The 15,085-nt window shown below is 70.2% G+C and carries 13 protein-coding genes and 1 tRNA gene; 7 read left to right on the top strand and 7 right to left on the bottom strand.

What is annotated here, in order from left to right; all coding sequences use genetic code 11:
• Positions 1-28: 28 nt before the first annotated feature.
• The gene (locus ABT070_RS02035) at positions 29-769 is read right to left on the bottom strand and encodes a TerD family protein (protein WP_351753309.1); all 741 of its coding nucleotides are present in this window, start codon (positions 767-769) and stop codon (positions 29-31) included.
• Between the two features lie 176 nt (positions 770-945).
• Here ABT070_RS02035 and ABT070_RS02030 point away from each other — a divergent pair, with 176 nt between their 5' ends.
• Genes ABT070_RS02030 through ABT070_RS02020 form a run of 3 tightly spaced genes read left to right on the top strand, consistent with a single transcriptional unit; the run spans position 946 to position 5,479 of the window.
• Positions 946-2,121, top strand: coding sequence for an HpcH/HpaI aldolase/citrate lyase family protein (locus ABT070_RS02030; RefSeq protein WP_351753306.1), 1,176 nt, complete (start codon positions 946-948; stop codon positions 2,119-2,121).
• A gap of 26 nt (positions 2,122-2,147) precedes the next feature.
• A complete protein-coding gene (locus tag ABT070_RS02025; protein WP_351753304.1) occupies positions 2,148-4,679 on the top strand; it encodes a phosphoribosyltransferase in 2,532 nt (843 codons plus the stop codon).
• Complete coding sequence (locus tag ABT070_RS02020; protein WP_351753301.1) at positions 4,679-5,479, top strand: HAD family hydrolase; 801 nt, start codon at positions 4,679-4,681, stop codon at positions 5,477-5,479. Before ABT070_RS02025 ends, ABT070_RS02020 begins: the two co-directional genes overlap by 1 nt.
• Before the next feature lie 18 nt (positions 5,480-5,497).
• On the opposite strand, the gene ABT070_RS02015 is transcribed toward ABT070_RS02020, so the two are convergent.
• Positions 5,498-5,716 (bottom strand): FmdB family zinc ribbon protein, encoded by a 219-nt coding sequence (locus tag ABT070_RS02015; RefSeq protein WP_020126904.1) that lies wholly within the window; start codon positions 5,714-5,716, stop codon positions 5,498-5,500.
• A gap of 356 nt (positions 5,717-6,072) precedes the next feature.
• Here ABT070_RS02015 and ABT070_RS02010 point away from each other — a divergent pair, with 356 nt between their 5' ends.
• From ABT070_RS02010 to ABT070_RS02000, 3 genes are all read left to right on the top strand, one after another.
• Positions 6,073-8,202, top strand: coding sequence for a transglycosylase domain-containing protein (locus ABT070_RS02010; protein WP_451099403.1), 2,130 nt, complete (start codon positions 6,073-6,075; stop codon positions 8,200-8,202).
• A gap of 49 nt (positions 8,203-8,251) precedes the next feature.
• On the top strand, positions 8,252-9,535 hold the full coding sequence (locus ABT070_RS02005) for a polysaccharide deacetylase family protein (protein WP_351753298.1): 1,284 nt from the start codon (positions 8,252-8,254) through the stop codon (positions 9,533-9,535).
• A gap of 98 nt (positions 9,536-9,633) precedes the next feature.
• A complete protein-coding gene (locus ABT070_RS02000; RefSeq protein WP_351753296.1) occupies positions 9,634-10,806 on the top strand; it encodes an amidase domain-containing protein in 1,173 nt (390 codons plus the stop codon).
• A 13-nt stretch (positions 10,807-10,819) separates the two neighbouring features.
• Here the strand turns inward: ABT070_RS02000 and ABT070_RS01995 are convergent, their stop codons facing one another.
• The 3 genes from ABT070_RS01995 to ABT070_RS01985 all read right to left on the bottom strand — a co-directional run bounded on the left by ABT070_RS01995 (position 10,820) and on the right by ABT070_RS01985 (position 13,646).
• On the bottom strand, positions 10,820-11,323 hold the full coding sequence (locus ABT070_RS01995) for a DUF4383 domain-containing protein (RefSeq protein ID WP_351753294.1): 504 nt from the start codon (positions 11,321-11,323) through the stop codon (positions 10,820-10,822).
• An 80-nt stretch (positions 11,324-11,403) separates the two neighbouring features.
• Entirely contained in the window at positions 11,404-12,798 is a 1,395-nt protein-coding gene (locus ABT070_RS01990) for a hypothetical protein (RefSeq protein ID WP_351753291.1), read from the bottom strand.
• Positions 12,799-12,872: 74 nt separating this feature from the next.
• Positions 12,873-13,646, bottom strand: coding sequence for a DUF4097 family beta strand repeat-containing protein (locus ABT070_RS01985; protein WP_351753289.1), 774 nt, complete (start codon positions 13,644-13,646; stop codon positions 12,873-12,875).
• Positions 13,647-13,805: 159 nt separating this feature from the next.
• On the opposite strand from ABT070_RS01985, the gene ABT070_RS01980 reads away from it, so the two are divergent.
• Positions 13,806-13,880: transfer RNA gene (locus ABT070_RS01980), tRNA-Val, on the top strand.
• A gap of 105 nt (positions 13,881-13,985) precedes the next feature.
• On the opposite strand, the gene ABT070_RS01975 is transcribed toward ABT070_RS01980, so the two are convergent.
• Positions 13,986-14,465, bottom strand: coding sequence for a hypothetical protein (locus ABT070_RS01975; protein ID WP_351753287.1), 480 nt, complete (start codon positions 14,463-14,465; stop codon positions 13,986-13,988).
• A 212-nt stretch (positions 14,466-14,677) separates the two neighbouring features.
• Entirely contained in the window at positions 14,678-15,022 is a 345-nt protein-coding gene (locus tag ABT070_RS01970; RefSeq protein ID WP_351753285.1) for a DUF8825 domain-containing protein, read from the bottom strand.
• Between the last annotated feature and the right edge of the window lie 63 nt (positions 15,023-15,085).

The following is a 15,085-nucleotide window of genomic DNA, read 5'->3' as shown; positions in this document are numbered from 1 at the left end:
GCCACCCGGGCCGCCGGCCCCCGGCGGCTCACCGTCCGACGAACTGGGGGCCCTGCGGAGGGAGCCGGAAGGAGCCGTCCGGATAGCCGTAGCCGTAGGTCGGGAGACTGGCCGGGTAGCCGTACGCCGGCTGCTGGGGGACGGGCGAGGCCGGCTGCTCGGGCGGCAGGGGCTGGGACAGGCTGGGCGTCTGGAGGGCCGGCTCGGGGGCCGTGGCCGCCGCCTCCTCCGACTCGTCCACCGAGATGCCGAAGTCCGTGGCCAGGCCCTTGAGGCCGTTGGAGTAGCCCTCGCCCAGGGCACGGAACTTCCAGCCCTCACCGCGCCGGTACAGCTCGCCGCAGATCAGTGCCGTCTCCTCGCCCGTCTCGGGGCGGATGTCGAACGTGGCCAGCGGCTCGCCGTCGGCTGCCGCGTCGTACAGCACGATGGTGAGGGAACGTACGCGGTCGAACGTCACGCCGTCCGCCGAAGCGACCAGCAGAATCTGGCCGACGCCGGACTCGACACCGGACAGATCTGTCTGGATGGTGTCGGTGAGGCCCTCGGCGACACGTTTCTTGCCGAGCCGCCACACCTTCCCGGAAGGGTGCCGGGGCTGGTTGTAGAAAACGAAGTCCTCGTCGGAGCGCACACGGCCGTCGAGGCCCAGGAGCAGCGCCGAGGCGTCGACGTCCGGGACCCCCTGCCCGGGGGTCCAGCGCAGCACGGCGCGTACCGTGGTGGCTTTCAGCGGGACGTTCGACCCCTTCAGCATCGCGTGCGTCATGCGGTCATCCTGCCTTCTCGGGCCTGCTCACGACAACGCGGGGTACACGGCAAGTCTCATCCGCGAGTTACCTGAAATTCATGCCGGGTGGGAACCTCTGACATGGATCCCTACGTACTATTACCGGCCACCTCATGCCGAATCCACAGACTTACCTTGCACCACGGGGGAGATTTATGCGTCATTTCGGGCACCTCGCCCCTGAGGTGCGACAGCGCTTGTTCTACCGGGAGCCGTGCGTCTTCGACGCGGACTCCCCGGCCAGGCTGCTCTCGGCGGCCCTGGGCGCCACGCTGTACAGCCCGGCCACCCGGCCCCGGCTGGCGGACGACATCGTCAAGCAGACCGGGCGCGGCGTGGTGTCGATGGTGCTGTGCCTGGAGGACTCCATCGGCGACGAGGACGTCGAGGCCGGCGAGGAGAACCTGGTCCGGCAGTTCGCCGACCTGGCGGGGCGCAGGGCCGCGGACGGGGTGGAGCCGCCGCTGCTCTTCATCCGGGTACGGACGCCCGAGCAGATCCCCGACCTGGTCCGGCGGCTCGGGGCCACCGTGGAGCTGCTGAGCGGGTTCGTCTTCCCGAAGTTCACCGAGGAGCGGGGCATCCCCTTCCTGGAGGCGCTGGCGGGCGCCGAGACGGCGAGCGGGCGGCGGCTGTTCGGCATGCCCGTCCTGGAGACGCCCGAGCTGATGTACCGCGAGTCGCGGGTGGACGCCCTGGAGGGCATCGCCCGGGCCGTCGACAAGTACCGCAGCCGGGTCCTCGCGCTGCGCCTCGGCGTGACCGACTTCTGCTCCTCGTACGGGCTGCGCAGAGCGCCCGACATGACCGCCTACGACGTCCAGATCGTCGCCTCCGTGATCGCCGACGTGGTGAACATGCTGGGCCGGGCCGACGGCACCGGGTTCACGGTGACCGGGCCGGTGTGGGAGTACTTCCGGGTCCCCGAGCGCATGTTCAAGCCGATGTTGCGGCACAGCCCCTTCCTGGAGGGGCAGGCCGTCGAGCTGCGCGAGAAACTGATAGAGCACGCGATGGACGGACTGCTGCGCGAGATCTCCCTGGACCATGCCAACGGTCTGCTGGGCAAGACCTGCATCCACCCCTCGCACGTGCCGGCCGTGCACGCGCTGTCCGTGGTCAGCCACGAGGAGTACAGCGACGCGGCGGACATCCTGCGGCCGGAACGCGGCGGCGGGGGTGTACTGCGGTCTCAGTACACGAACAAGATGAACGAGGTGAAGCCGCACCGCGCCTGGGCCGAGCGCACCATGCTCCGCGCCGAGGTCTTCGGTGTCGCGCACGAGGACGTCAGCTTCGTCGACCTGCTCGCCGCCGGTATACCCGGCTGAAGAACCACCTCACTCACAAGGGACGCATGAACAACGCAGTGAACAACGGGGACGACGGGATCTGGTCCGGGACGTGGGTCGCCGAGCGGCTCGGTGTCGAGCTCGTCGGCGACGACACGCTGACGGGCCTGCTGGGGCTGGCCCTGCGCCGCAACCCCAAGCGGGCCCATCTGCTGGTCTCCAACGTCCTGGGCAAGCACGTCCCGCAGTCGCCGTCCGTGGTGCACGGGCACGGGTTCGCCCTGGGCCGCCGGGTGCGTGAGCTGCTGGGCGCCCAGGAGGCGGCCGGGGCGGTCGTCCTGGGCTACGCGGAGACCGCCACCGGCCTCGGCCACTCCGTCGCCGACGGCCTCGGCAGCGCCCCCTATCTGCACTCCACCCGCCGCCCGGTCGCCGGGGTCGCGCAGGCGGGCGGCTTCGAGGAGTCCCACTCGCACGCGACCTCGCACCTGCTGCTGCCGGAGGACCCGGCGCTGCTGGTCGGGGACGGGCCGCTGGTCCTGGTCGACGACGAGTTCTCGACCGGCAACACGGTCCTGAACACCATTCGTGATCTTCACGAGCGGTATCCACGGCAGCGGTACGTCGTGGTGGCGCTGGTCGACATGCGGTCGGCCGCCGACGCGGGCCGGCTGGACGACTTCGCCCGCGAGATCGGCGCCCGCGTGGACCTGGTCGCCGCCGCCTCCGGCACGGTGCGGCTCCCTCCGGGGGTGCTGGAGAAGGGGCAGGAACTGGTCGCCCGGTACGAGGGCGCCACGTCGGGCCGTCAGCCGTCCGCGGCGCCGTCGGCCGTGGCGGACCCGCACCCGGAAGGCGACCGCACCCGCCGGACGCGCCCCGCGGGCCACATCACCCGTGTCGACCTGCACTGGCCCCGAGGCCTCCCGGACGGCGGCCGGCACGGGTTCACTCCCCGGCACCGGGTCCGGCTGGAGACCGCCCTCCCCGCCATGACCGCCCGCCTCGCCGAGGCGATACCCGAGGACGCCTCGCGCGTCCTCGTCCTCGGTTTCGAAGAGCTGATGTACGCGCCGCTCAGGCTGGCCCGTGAGCTGGAGCAGGTGGTGGCCGCCGAGGTCCGCTACTCGACCACCACCCGCTCGCCCGTCCTCGCGGTGGACGACCCCGGCTACGCGATACGCAGCCGAATCGTTTTCCCCGCGCACGATGAACCGGCCGACGGCCCCGGCGAGCGCTATGCCTATAACGTCGCGGGTGGCGGCTTCGACGCCGTCGTCGCCGTCGTGGACTCCGTGGCCGACACCCGGGAGCTGCACGCCCCCGACGGTCTCCTGTCCCAGCTCGCCGCGCACACCCCGCACGTCGTCCTCGCGGTCGTGCCGTCGTACGTCCCCGAGCCGCTGTACGCAGCCGCCTTGTCGGAAGAGAGACCCGCCATGCTGCCCGAGCCCCTCCGCGGCCCCGCCTTCTCGTCGTACCCGCCCGAGGAGGTCGGCTGGCTGCTCCAGGACCTCTCGGACGTGACGCTGGAGGCGCCGACCGAGGAGCGGGAAGAGGCCATCCAGAGCGGCGGCGCGCACTACGCCGAGTCGCTGCCCGTCGAGTACCAGCCCAGCGAGCAGTACCAGGAGCTGTTCCAGGCGGCGCTGGAGACCTCGGCGGCGCGCATCGCGCAGGCCGTGGGCGTGGTCACGGAGACGGTGATCGCCGAGCGGTCCCCCCGGCCGGTGCTCGTCTCGCTCGCCCGGGCCGGCACCCCGGTCGGTGTGCTGATGCGCCGCTGGGCGCAGTTCCGGCACGGCCTCGACCTGCCGCACTACGCCGTGTCGATCGTGCGCGGCCGGGGCATCGACGCCAACGCGCTGCGCTGGCTGGCCGCCCATCACGACCCGCGTGACGTCGTCTTCGTCGACGGCTGGACCGGCAAGGGCGCGATCACCCGGGAACTGGCCGCGGCGATCGAGGAGTTCGAGGCGGGCGGCGGTGCGGCCGGTTTCGACGCGGAGATCGCGGTGCTGGCCGACCCGGGCTCGTGCGTGCGGACGTACGGCACCCGTGACGACTTCCTCATCCCGTCCGCCTGCCTGAACTCGACCGTCTCGGGGCTCATCTCGCGGACCGTGCTGCGGGCCGACCTGGTCGGGCCGAACGACTTCCACGGCGCGAAGTTCTACCGCGAGCTCGCCGGCACGGACGTCTCGGTGGCCTTCCTGGACGCGATCGCCGCCCGCTTCCCCGAGGTCGCGGACGCGGTCGGCGGCGCGGTGAAGGAACTGCTCGCCAGCGACCGCACGCCGAGCTGGGAGGGCTGGGCGGCGGTCGAGCGGATCAGCGAGGAGTACGGCATCCACGATGTGAACCTGGTCAAGCCCGGGGTCGGCGAGACCACCCGGGTGCTGCTGCGCCGGGTGCCGTGGAAGATCCTGGCGCGGGCCGGGGCGGGCGCCGACCTGGACCACGTACGGCTGCTCGCCGGACAGCGAGGGGTGCCCGTCGAGGAGGTCGGCGAACTGCCGTACACCTGCGTGGGGCTGATCCACCCGCAGTTCACCCGGGGCGCGACCGGCGCCGACGGCAAGTCGGTGACGGTCTGATGCCGGTTCTGGTGGCGAGTGATCTCGACCGTACGCTCATCTACTCGGCGGCCGCCCTGGCGCTGACCATGCCGGACGCGCGGGCGCCGCGGCTGCTGTGCGTCGAGGTGCACGAGGCGAGGCCGCTGTCGTTCATGACGGAGACGTCGGCGCAGCTGCTGAGCGAGCTCGGTGACCGGGCGGTGTTCGTGCCGACGACCACCCGGACGCGCAAGCAGTACCAGCGCATCAACCTGCCGGGCCCGGCGCCGAAGTACGTGATCTGCGCGAACGGCGGCCATCTGCTGGTCGACGGCGTGACCGATCAGGACTGGCACGGGCGCGTGCTGGCCAGGCTGGCCGACGAGTGCGCGCCGCTCGCGGAGGTGGAGGAGTACCTGGCGAGGACGGCGGACCCGTTGTGGCTGCGCAAGCAGCGGGTCGCCGAGGACCTGTTCGCCTATCTCGTCGTGGAGCGGGAGCTGCTGCCCGAGGAGTGGGTGAAGGAGCTCGCGGTGTGGGCGGAGAACCGCGGCTGGACCGTGTCGCTCCAGGGCCGCAAGATCTACGCGGTGCCGAAGCCGCTGACCAAGAGCGCGGCCGTGCGTGAGGTGGCCCGCCGCACCGGCGCCGAACTGACGCTGGCGGCGGGCGACTCGCTGCTCGACGCCGACCTGCTGCTGGCCGCCGACCGGGGCTGGCGTCCCGGGCACGGCGAGCTGGCCGACGCCGCCTGGACGGCCCCGGCGATCACCGCCCTGCCCGAGCGGGGCGTGCTGGCCGGGGAGCGCATCCTGCGGGAGTTCCTGAAGAGTTCCTGAGAAGTCGGCGGGCGGCGGTCAGCCGCAGCAACCGCCGCCGCAGCATCCGCCGCCGCCTCCGCCGCCCGCCTTGGGCGCGGGGGCGGACTTCGTGCCGCCCACGGCCACCGTGGAGAGCAGCTTGACGGTGTCGTCGTGACCTGCGGGGCAGTCGGCGGGGTCCGCGGACCGAGCCATCGGGCGGCTCAGTTCGAAGGTGTCGCCGCAGGTCCGGCAGCGGTACTCGTAGCGAGGCATGGCGTCAGACTAAGCCCCTATGCTCGGACGTGGTGTCAGCAGTTTCACCTCTGTTCACTTCTGTCGATTTCTTCTGTGGAGAATTTGCGAAGAGCGCTGGTAATTTGAGAGCGCCGCATTGAACTCCATGGTCGGGAGGGTTCAGGTTTGCGGCCGCGTCAACGGCAACCATGTCAGGCCCTCGTCAGTCTGTACGTCTGCCTGCGAGCAATACGGAGTGCGGAGGGAGACGCGTCGTGAGCGAGGCGGGGCCGGGGGACAAGCCCCAACAGCCGGACGAAACCATGCAGTTGAAGCTTCCTGCATCTTTTCGGCCGGACGAGACCATGCAACTGCGGGTCTCGGATATACCGGTAATGCCGGACATATCCGAGGAGGGCGACGAAGAAAAGCCGCGTTCGTCGAAGAACCGACGAAAAGCCCCCCGCCCTTCAACTTTTGCCCAAATTTCTTCGTTTCTCGGTCCTCGACTCGCCCCGCTCCTTGCCGTACTGGCTCCGTATGTGGCTCGTGTCACGCCCTACGTCCGCAAGCTGCGCCCGCAGTACCCGCGCCCGGGCCGTACCGACTGGCGGCGCTGGATACCCTCCTGGCGGCAGTGCCTCGGCGGCGTCCTCACGTCCATAGGCCTGAGCAGCATGCTCCTGGTCGTCGCCTACGCGGCCACCGACGTCCCGGACAACATCAACTCGTACGCCACCCAGCAGGACAACGTGTACTTCTGGGCCGACGGGACACCGATGGCCCGCACCGGCTGGGTGCAACGGCAGGCGATGCCGCTGAAGGACATCCCCGAGGACGTCCGCTGGGCGGTGCTGGCCGCCGAGAACGCCAGCTTCTACAGCGACCCCGGCATCTCCTTCAAGGGCATCAGCCGCGCCCTGTTCCGCACCATCGGCCAGGGTGACACCCAGGGCGGCTCCACGATCACCCAGCAGTACGTGAAGAACGTCTACCTGAACCAGAACCAGACGGTCAGCCGCAAGTTCACCGAGGCCATGATCGCCCTCAAGCTCGACAACCAGATGAGCAAGGACGACATCCTCGAGGGCTACCTCAACACCAGCTGGTTCGGCCGCGGCACCTACGGCATCCAGCGCGCCGCCCAGGCCTACTACGGCAAGGACGTCGGCGAACTCAACGCCAGCGAGGCCGCGTTTCTCGCCTCCCTGCTCAAGGGCGCCGGCCTGTACGACCCGACCCTGAACACGGCCAACCGCGCCCGGGCCGTGGAACGCTGGTCGTGGACCCTGGACCGGATGGTCGACATCGGCAAACTGTCGAAGGCCGAGCGCGCCAAGTACACGAAGTTCCCCGAGCCGCTCAAGTCCAACCCGCTGTACGACACCGGTGAGCAGAGCGACTACCTGGTGGAACTCGCCTCCCAGTACGCCAAGAAGGCCGGGAAGATCTCCGACAAGGACTTCGACCTGGGCGGCTACCAGATCTACACGACCTTCGACAAGAAGCGCGAGACCCAGCTCACCGACGCCGTCACCAAGGCCCGCAAGGACGCCCTGAAGGACGACCCCAAGGGTGCGAAGACCGCCCACTACGGCGCCTCCTCGGTGGCCTCCGACGGGCGGATCCTCGCCGTCTACGGCGGCCCCGACCACCGTACGCAGGGCTACAACGAGTCCAACGCCACCACCGTCTCGGCCGGCAGCGCGTTCCTGCCGTTCGTGTACGCCGCCGGCCTGGAGAACGGGGTCCACAAGACCCGCGACGGGGACACCACGCCGGTCACCGGGGAGACGCTGTACGACGGCGACGACAAGGTGCCGGTGACGACGCCCGAGGGGCCGTACTGGGACCGCAGCGGCAAGGTGGTGGCCGCGAAGAACGACGACGGCGAGTCGTACGGGCAGATCTCCCTGCACCGGGCGATGGAGCTGTCGGTGAACACGCCGTTCATGCAGCTCGGCATGGACACCGGGCTCGACACGGTGCGCGCCACCGCCGAGAAGTCCGGGCTGCTCTCCTCCAGCATCGGGGCGCAGGTGCCCGCGCTGTCCATGGGCAGCTCCACGCCCAGCGCGATCCGGATGGCGAGCGGCTACTCCACCTTCGCCGCGGGCGGCAAGCACACCGAGCCGTACTCGGTGCGACTGATCACCAAGAACGGCACCAAGCTCGTCCTGGACACCCCGGCCGTCGACCGGGCGTTCGGCGCCGACGTGGCCGAGGAGGTCAACTCCGCGCTCGCGGACTCCTTCCGCACCGCCCACCCCGACGACGTGCCCTCCTCGCAGCAGGCCGCCCGGGCCGGCTCGCTCGGGCAGGTGGCCGGGAAGGCCGGCACCACCCAGGACGACACCGCGGCCTGGTACGTCGGCACGGCCAAGGCCGTGTCCACGGCGGTCGTCGTCTACCGCATCGACCTCGGCAAGAGTCTCCAACCGCTTCCACTGAAGGGCATCGCCGGCACGACCGACGACAGCGTTCCCTACGGCATCTGGTCAGGTGCCATGAGCCCGCTCGGCTGACCACCGAAACGGGCACCCGCATCCCCGAAATCCGGAGAATGATCCGCACATGAAGTCACCGTCGGGCCGCCGCCGCAAGGCTCCGGCAACGCGCCACCCCGCCACCACGCATCCGGGGTTCCTGACGCTGGCGGCGCTCCTCGTCGTCGCGTCCCTGGTGGCCGGCTACCTGGTGCTGAACAGCACGACGAACACCGCGCCGACCGCGTCCTCGGGGGAGAACAAGAAGGCGTCGGCGGGGGCCACCAAGGAGCCGAAGTGGGACGGCAAGACGCACGTCCTGGGGGACGGCTCCACCTCGTACACCGGACCGCAGACGGGGCAGCTGAAAGCGGTACCGCTCAAGCCGGGGGAGAAGCCGCCCCAGTTCGTGGTCTTCTCCTGGGACGGCGCGCTCATGGGCGACGACGGCCTCTTCGAGCACTACCGGAAGATGGCCGAGGAGTACAACGCCCACATGACCTTCTTCCTCACGGGCATCTACCTGCTGCCCAAGAGCAAGGAGGACCTGTACTCCCCGCCCCAGCACCCCAAGGGCACGGCGGCCATCAGCTTCCCCACCGACGAACACATCCGCACCACGCTGGAGCAGCTCGGCGAGGCGTGGAAGGAGGGGAACGAGATCGGCACCCACTTCAACGGCCACTTCTGCGGCGCCAAGGGCGGCGGAGACTGGAGCGTCGAGGAGTGGAAGAGCGAGATCGACCAGTTCTACTCCTTCGTGGAGAACTGGAAGACCAACACCGGCTACAAGGACATCGACCCGCTGCCCTTCGACTTCAAGAAGGCGGTCGTCGGCGGCCGCGCGCCCTGCCTGGAGGGCCAGGCCAACCTGCTGAAGGCCGCCAAGAGCTACGGCTGGCGCTACGACGCCAGCTCCACCGGTGACTTCCAGATCTGGCCGACCAAGAAGAACGGCCTCTGGGACTTCCCGCTGCAGCTGCTCCCCTACGACGGCGGCAAGTACCAGGGCCTGTCCATGGACTTCAACTTCCTCTACAACCAGTCCGACGGCGAGGTCGACGGCGACCCGGCGCAGTACCCGACGTGGGAGCAGGAGACCGTCGACGCCTACATGGCCGGCTTCAACCGCGTGTACTACGGCAGCCGGGCCCCCCTCTTCATCGGCAACCACTTCGAGGAGTGGAACGGCGGCATCTACATGAAGTCCGTCGACCAGGTCATCGAGAACGTGTGCACCAAGAAGGACGTCAAGTGCGTGTCCTTCCAGGAGTTGGCCGACTGGATGGACGTGCAGACGCCGACGACGCTCGAGCGGCTGCGCACCCTGGATCCGGCGCAGAACCCGGACTGGTCGACGGTCGTGAAGTAACCAAACCTCAACCCGGTCCCCTCTTCACAACAGCCACACACGCCATGCAAAGATGCCCTTCCCGGCATCCCTCCGCCGGGGCAAGAGGGGAAACATCAGTGAAGTCAAGGAAATTGAGGGCGACCCGCCGCCGCGTCGCGATACTCGGGGCAGCCGCCACCTCGGTCGTCGCCGGAGTGGCTCTGCTGCCCAACTGGTCCGCCGGTGCCGCCGTCGTCGACGACCCCAAGGTCGACTCCGCTACCAAGGCCACCTTCCAGCGGCTCGCGGACGCGGTCTTCACCGACCGCACCGACGCCCTGGTCGCCGGCAAGCAGGGCGACCGGACGAAGCCGCTGACCGACGGCTTCTCCGGTGACGTCAAGCTGTCCTCCGGCACGGCCCGCACCGAGGACGCCGCCCTGTCCACGCTGGGCGACCGCAAGGACAAGCTGGCGAAGGCCGGCGAGAAGTACAGCAAGGCCAGCACCACCGTCACCCTGAACGCCACGCGGGTGACCGGCCGCACCGCCAAGGCCGCGGTCACCGAGAGCACCACGCTGACCTACGCGAAGGTCCGCGGCAACGAGCCGAAGAGCACCGGCTTCGAGGCCCGGCACGAGCTGACGTTCAAGGCCGACCGGCAGGGCAACTGGCAGCTGACGGACATCCGCGACACCGACCAGGGCGGTCTCGCGGTGAACGCGCTCACCAAGCCGGTGTCCGTCAAGACGGCCACGACGGCGGACGACACCATGCCGAACGCCGCGCGCGCGGCGACCACCCGCAACCCGGTCGCCGTCCCGAAGACCGGCACCGCCTTCGACTACAAGGCGATGGCGACCTACGCCGAGAAGTACTGGAACGTCTACAACAAGGACTATCCGGACTACAACGGCCACGGCGCCGGCGGCGACTGCACCAACTTCGTCAGCCAGTCCCTGAAGGCCGGCGGCTGGAAGCACGTCCCCGGCTACGTGTACGACTACACCAAGTGGTTCGGCAACGCCGACATCCAGTCCGACTCGTTCGTCGGCGTCAACGAGTGGTCCTGGTTCGCCCAGAACTCCAAGCGGACCACCGCGCTCGCCAACGTCTACCAGCTCGAGGTCGGCGACGTCCTCCAGATGGACTTCGACCGGGACGGGTCCAAGGACCACACGATGATCGTCACCGCCAAGAGCGGCGGCGTGCCGTACGTGACGTACCACTCGAACAACACCCTGCGCAGGTCGGTGGCGAGCCTCGTCTCGTCGTACCCGACCGCGTACTTCTACGCGTACCGCACCTGATCCGGCCGGCCCGTCACTCCTCGGGGTGGCGGGCCCGCCAGTACGGGTTGTCGTGCGGCAGGGCGGACCCCACCCTGCCGTACATCCCGAAGACGAGCAGCAGGATCCCGATCACGAAGCTGAGCATGCAGTTCTGGATCTTGAACGCCAGGAAGTTGTAGTCCGTCTCCAGCAGGGCCATGTTCAGGAAGCCGCTGAGGACGAAGAGGACGCCGAGGGTCATGTTCAGCGTGGACGCGAAGTTCCCGCCGATCACCATGCCCACGAGCAGCAGCAGCCCGACGGCGATCGACAGCCAGCTGAGGGCCCCGTTGGTGTTGAGGCTCCACACCTCGTCCCCGCCGGTGTCGAAGAAGCCGATGTTGTCGAGGATGCCGAAGATCCCGAAGACGATCAGACCCAGGCCCATCAGCCCGGCGCCGATCCGGTAGACCAGATTCAGACGGTGGTCGACCGGCAGATGCTCGTCGAACCTGATCCGCCGCCTGGACCGGCCGTGCAGTGCGTGTGTGGCCATCTCCGCCTCCCTGAGGGTGGATGCGCCGATGGAGGCCGTACGTACCTTCAATATCCGCCCGCCGGGCGTCCGGGGCAATGTCAGTGCCCCGTGCCGCGCTCCTCACGGATCCCGGCCACCACGTCCGCCACCGCGTGCCGGACGGCCTCCGTCTCGGTCAGGAAGTGCCAGTAGTCGGGGTGCCGGCCCTCCAGCGTGCCGATCGCCCGCTCCAGCCGGGCCACCGAGTCGTCCAGCGGACGCGCGTGCCGGGGGTCGGGGGTGTTGCGCCCCGCCATCGCCAGCCGCTGGGCGTCCCGGATCGCGAACCGGGTCCGGTCGATCTCCGCCTGCGGATCCTTCTGCACCGCGTTCAGCCTGGTCAGCCGGTCACCGGCGGCCGAGACCGCCTCGTCCGTGCTGTTCAGCAGGGCGCGCACCGTCGACAGCAGCGCGGTGGCGTCCGGCCAGCGCTGCTGCTCCCGCGCGACGCGCGCCTCCTCGAGCTTCGCCTCGGCCTGCCGGACGTTCTCCCCGGCCTGGTCGGGGACGTGCTGGAGGTCCTGCCAGCAGGCGGCCGAGAACCGCCGCCGCAGCTCGCTCAGGATCGGCTCCACCTGCCCCGAGCGGGTCGTCAGCGCCTGGGCGCGGGTACGCAGCGAGACGAGCCGGTGGTCGATCTCGGCGGCCCGCTCCGGCAGCCGCTCCGCCTCCACCCGGACCGCCTCGGCCTCCCGCGCCACCCGCTCGGCCCGCTCCAGCGTCTGCGGCACGCCGTGCTGGCCCGCGCCCTGGTTCAGCTTCGTCAGCTCGGGCGCCAGCGCCGCCAGCCGCGCCGCGAGACCGTCCGCCCGCAGCCCGCTCTCCCGTACGGCGTCCAGCGCGTTCGAGGCGGCCAGCAGGGCCTGCCGGGCCCGTTCCACGGCGGGCGCTAGGCGGGCCAGCTGGGTCTCGGCCTTGCCGAGCAGCGGACCCAGCCCGTCGGCGAACCGGTCCAGCTCCTGCTTGACGCGGCCCAGCTCGTCCTTGGCGCGGGTCAGCTCGGTGCGCGCCTGGGCGGCCGCCGAGGCCTCCAGGTCGTCCCGGTCGAGGTCATGGGCGTCGACGGCGTCGATGTACTGGTGGCTGGCCTCGTCGATGCGCCTGCCGACGGCCTCGAAGTCGGAGACGGCCCGCCGGGCGGCCGGCGTGTCGTCCACGGCCCTGATCGTCTCGATCGAGATGCGCAGGTCGCGCTGGGCGCTGTCCAGCTCGTAGAAGGCGGCCGCCGCCGCGTCCTTGGCGGCCTGGGCCTCGGCCCGCTGTCCCTCCGCCCGCCCGCCGAACCAGCGCCGCGTGCCGCCTCCGGCGAACGCGGCGGGCAGCGCGAGGGCGGCCACGAGGGGGAGGGCGACGAGGGTGAGGGTGTCCCGGAGCGCGTGCGGCGCCCGGCGCGCACGGCGGCGCTGTGCGCGCGGCACCAACGGCGAATACGGCTGCGCTGGTGTCGCCGTCACATCCCTCTCCCGTGCTGTGATCCGCCCTGCCCGGTGTCATTCTCCCACCGGTTAAGGACGAACACACGGGTCGGTTAGTTCGCGTTCCTGACAGTGACTTTGCCGTCGGTGGTGTGCGCGCTGACCACATGTGCGCTGGACTCGTCCCGCGGCACGGACACGTCCACCCCGCCGTCGTCGGTCTTCGTGGTCACCCGGTAGGTGCCCTCGGGCAGTGTGATCGTCACCGAGCCGTCCTGGCTGACGGACTCCACCCGGTCCGGTACGGCGGCCAGGATGAGGTGGACCGAGCCGTCCTCGGTACGGGTGTCCACCGTGCGCGAGGAGACCTCGGCGCGGACGGAACCGTCCTCGGTGCGCAGCTCCAGCGGCCCGCTGGAGTCGGTGACCTGCACGGAGCCGTCCTCGGCGTGCACGCTCAGCGCGTCCCGGAAGCCCCGCGCCCGGACGCTGCCGTCGTCGTCCTCGACCTTCACGGCGACACCCCGGGGCACCTCGATACGGTGCTTGGCGGCGCAGTCGGCGACGAGGCCGGAGCAGCGCAGCCGCAGCGTCAGCCGGTCGTCCTTCATCGACCAGGTCACCTTCGGCTCCTTGCCGACGGTGACCGACCCCTGGAACCAGCGGGTGACGTCGACCTTGCCCGCCTCGGCCGTGTCGGACGCGACGATCTCGAGCGCCGAGTCGTCGGAGTCGATGGTGAGCGTGCGGCCCTGGAGGGCGAAGGACCGGTGATCGGGATGCTCGTCGTCGGCGGCGGAGGCACCACAGGCGGTCGTGCCGGCGGCCAGGGCCACGACGGCCCCGGTGACGAGGACCGCGCGGGCCGGAAGTGACGTACGTGCCATGGTGATCTCCCCCTGGGCTGCTTGGCGTTGCCCTGACGACACTAGGGAGCCGTCGGCCTCCGGAGGATCCGGCATGCTCCCGGATCCGGGGTGGGGCTAACCCCCGGATACGGGTTTGCGGGGCACCGCCCAGGGCAATGTAGGCTGTCGACTCGTCCCGGGTGCGTAGCTCAGGGGTAGAGCGCCTGCCTTACAAGCAGGATGTCGGCGGTTCGAAACCGTCCGCGCCCACCAGGGTTGGACAGCAGGTCAGCGGCCTTCCGGGAGAAACCCCGGGAGGCCGCTCCTGTGTCCGGGGCCCACGTGGAGTCCAGCTGTCTGCGAGCCTGTGGTCGGTGGTCATTCGATGCCGAGGGGGCCGATGCCCAGATCCTCGCGCATGCGGCGGCGCATCTCGGCCATGGCCGTGCGGCGCTGTCGGATGAAGGCCGTGTCCTCGGCGGAGCCGACGGCCACCCCGCGGGCATAGGCGTCGCGCATCCGGCGCAGGCTGTGAAACGCGTCGTTCCCGGCCGCGACAACGAGCGGCGGACCCACGAGCCAGAGCCGTTCGCTCGCCGTGTGCAGTCCGGTCCCACGGAAGGCTTCGCGCACCGCCGCATCACGCGCCGACTCGGACATGTGATCGCCCAGGGCGACAGCCCGTATCTCCTCCCCCGCGTCTTTGAGGGCGGAGGCGTACTCGGTGTACACGGCGCGTCGCACTTCCAGGGCGTGTCGTGCTTCCTCGCGCCGCCACCTGTTGCGATCGGCGATCAGGGTGGCGGCGATGCCGATGGCGGCACCTGTCAGCGTGGAGAGCAGGGGCATCCAGTCCATGCGCCGCATGCTGTCCCAACCACCGCCCCGACACCAGCGGCTCGCACTCTCCGGCACGGTGATCGGGGGCCTCTTGGCGAGTGCCGGGCCGACGGGCCGCACCGGTGGCCGCCGGCGCGCGGACCGCGACGGGCATGCCCGTGATCGTCGACCGGTCCGTGGCCAGCCGTTCTCCTGTGGGGGCAACGCCGTCCGGGACCTCCTCCGCAGGACTAGCCGCCGTCCCCCGGTGAGGGCTCGTGGGTGTGCTTGAGGCTCATGCGGGCCGCCACGCGGTCCGGGGCCGCGATCTCCGCCCAGAAGCGGTGGCAGGTCACGAACACCGCGAGCTCGTGCTCCTGCTGCCGGAGCTTCTCCACCTCGGCCTGCTCGTCGGCCGTCCAGCCGGGGGACGCGGGGCGTTCGGTCTTGCGCCAGCCCGCGTCGTCACTGAAGCCGTCCAGGGGCTCGACCGACCAGGGAAGCCGCTTCAGCAGGGCCGACAGCTCGGCCCTGACCTGATGCAGCTCCTCCTGACCGGCGCGCAGGTCGCTGGGAAAGTCATAGGTCGTAGCCACGCGGCAATGGTACGCCTGTTCGAATTTGAGTGGCGAGCTCCTCAGGGGTGTTCCTGTGAACGT

It is taken from the genome of Streptomyces sp. NPDC002884, assembly GCF_040295245.1.
Classification (GTDB): Bacteria; Actinomycetota; Actinomycetes; order Streptomycetales; family Streptomycetaceae; genus Streptomyces.
This window is presented reverse-complemented; position numbering and strand designations above follow the sequence as displayed.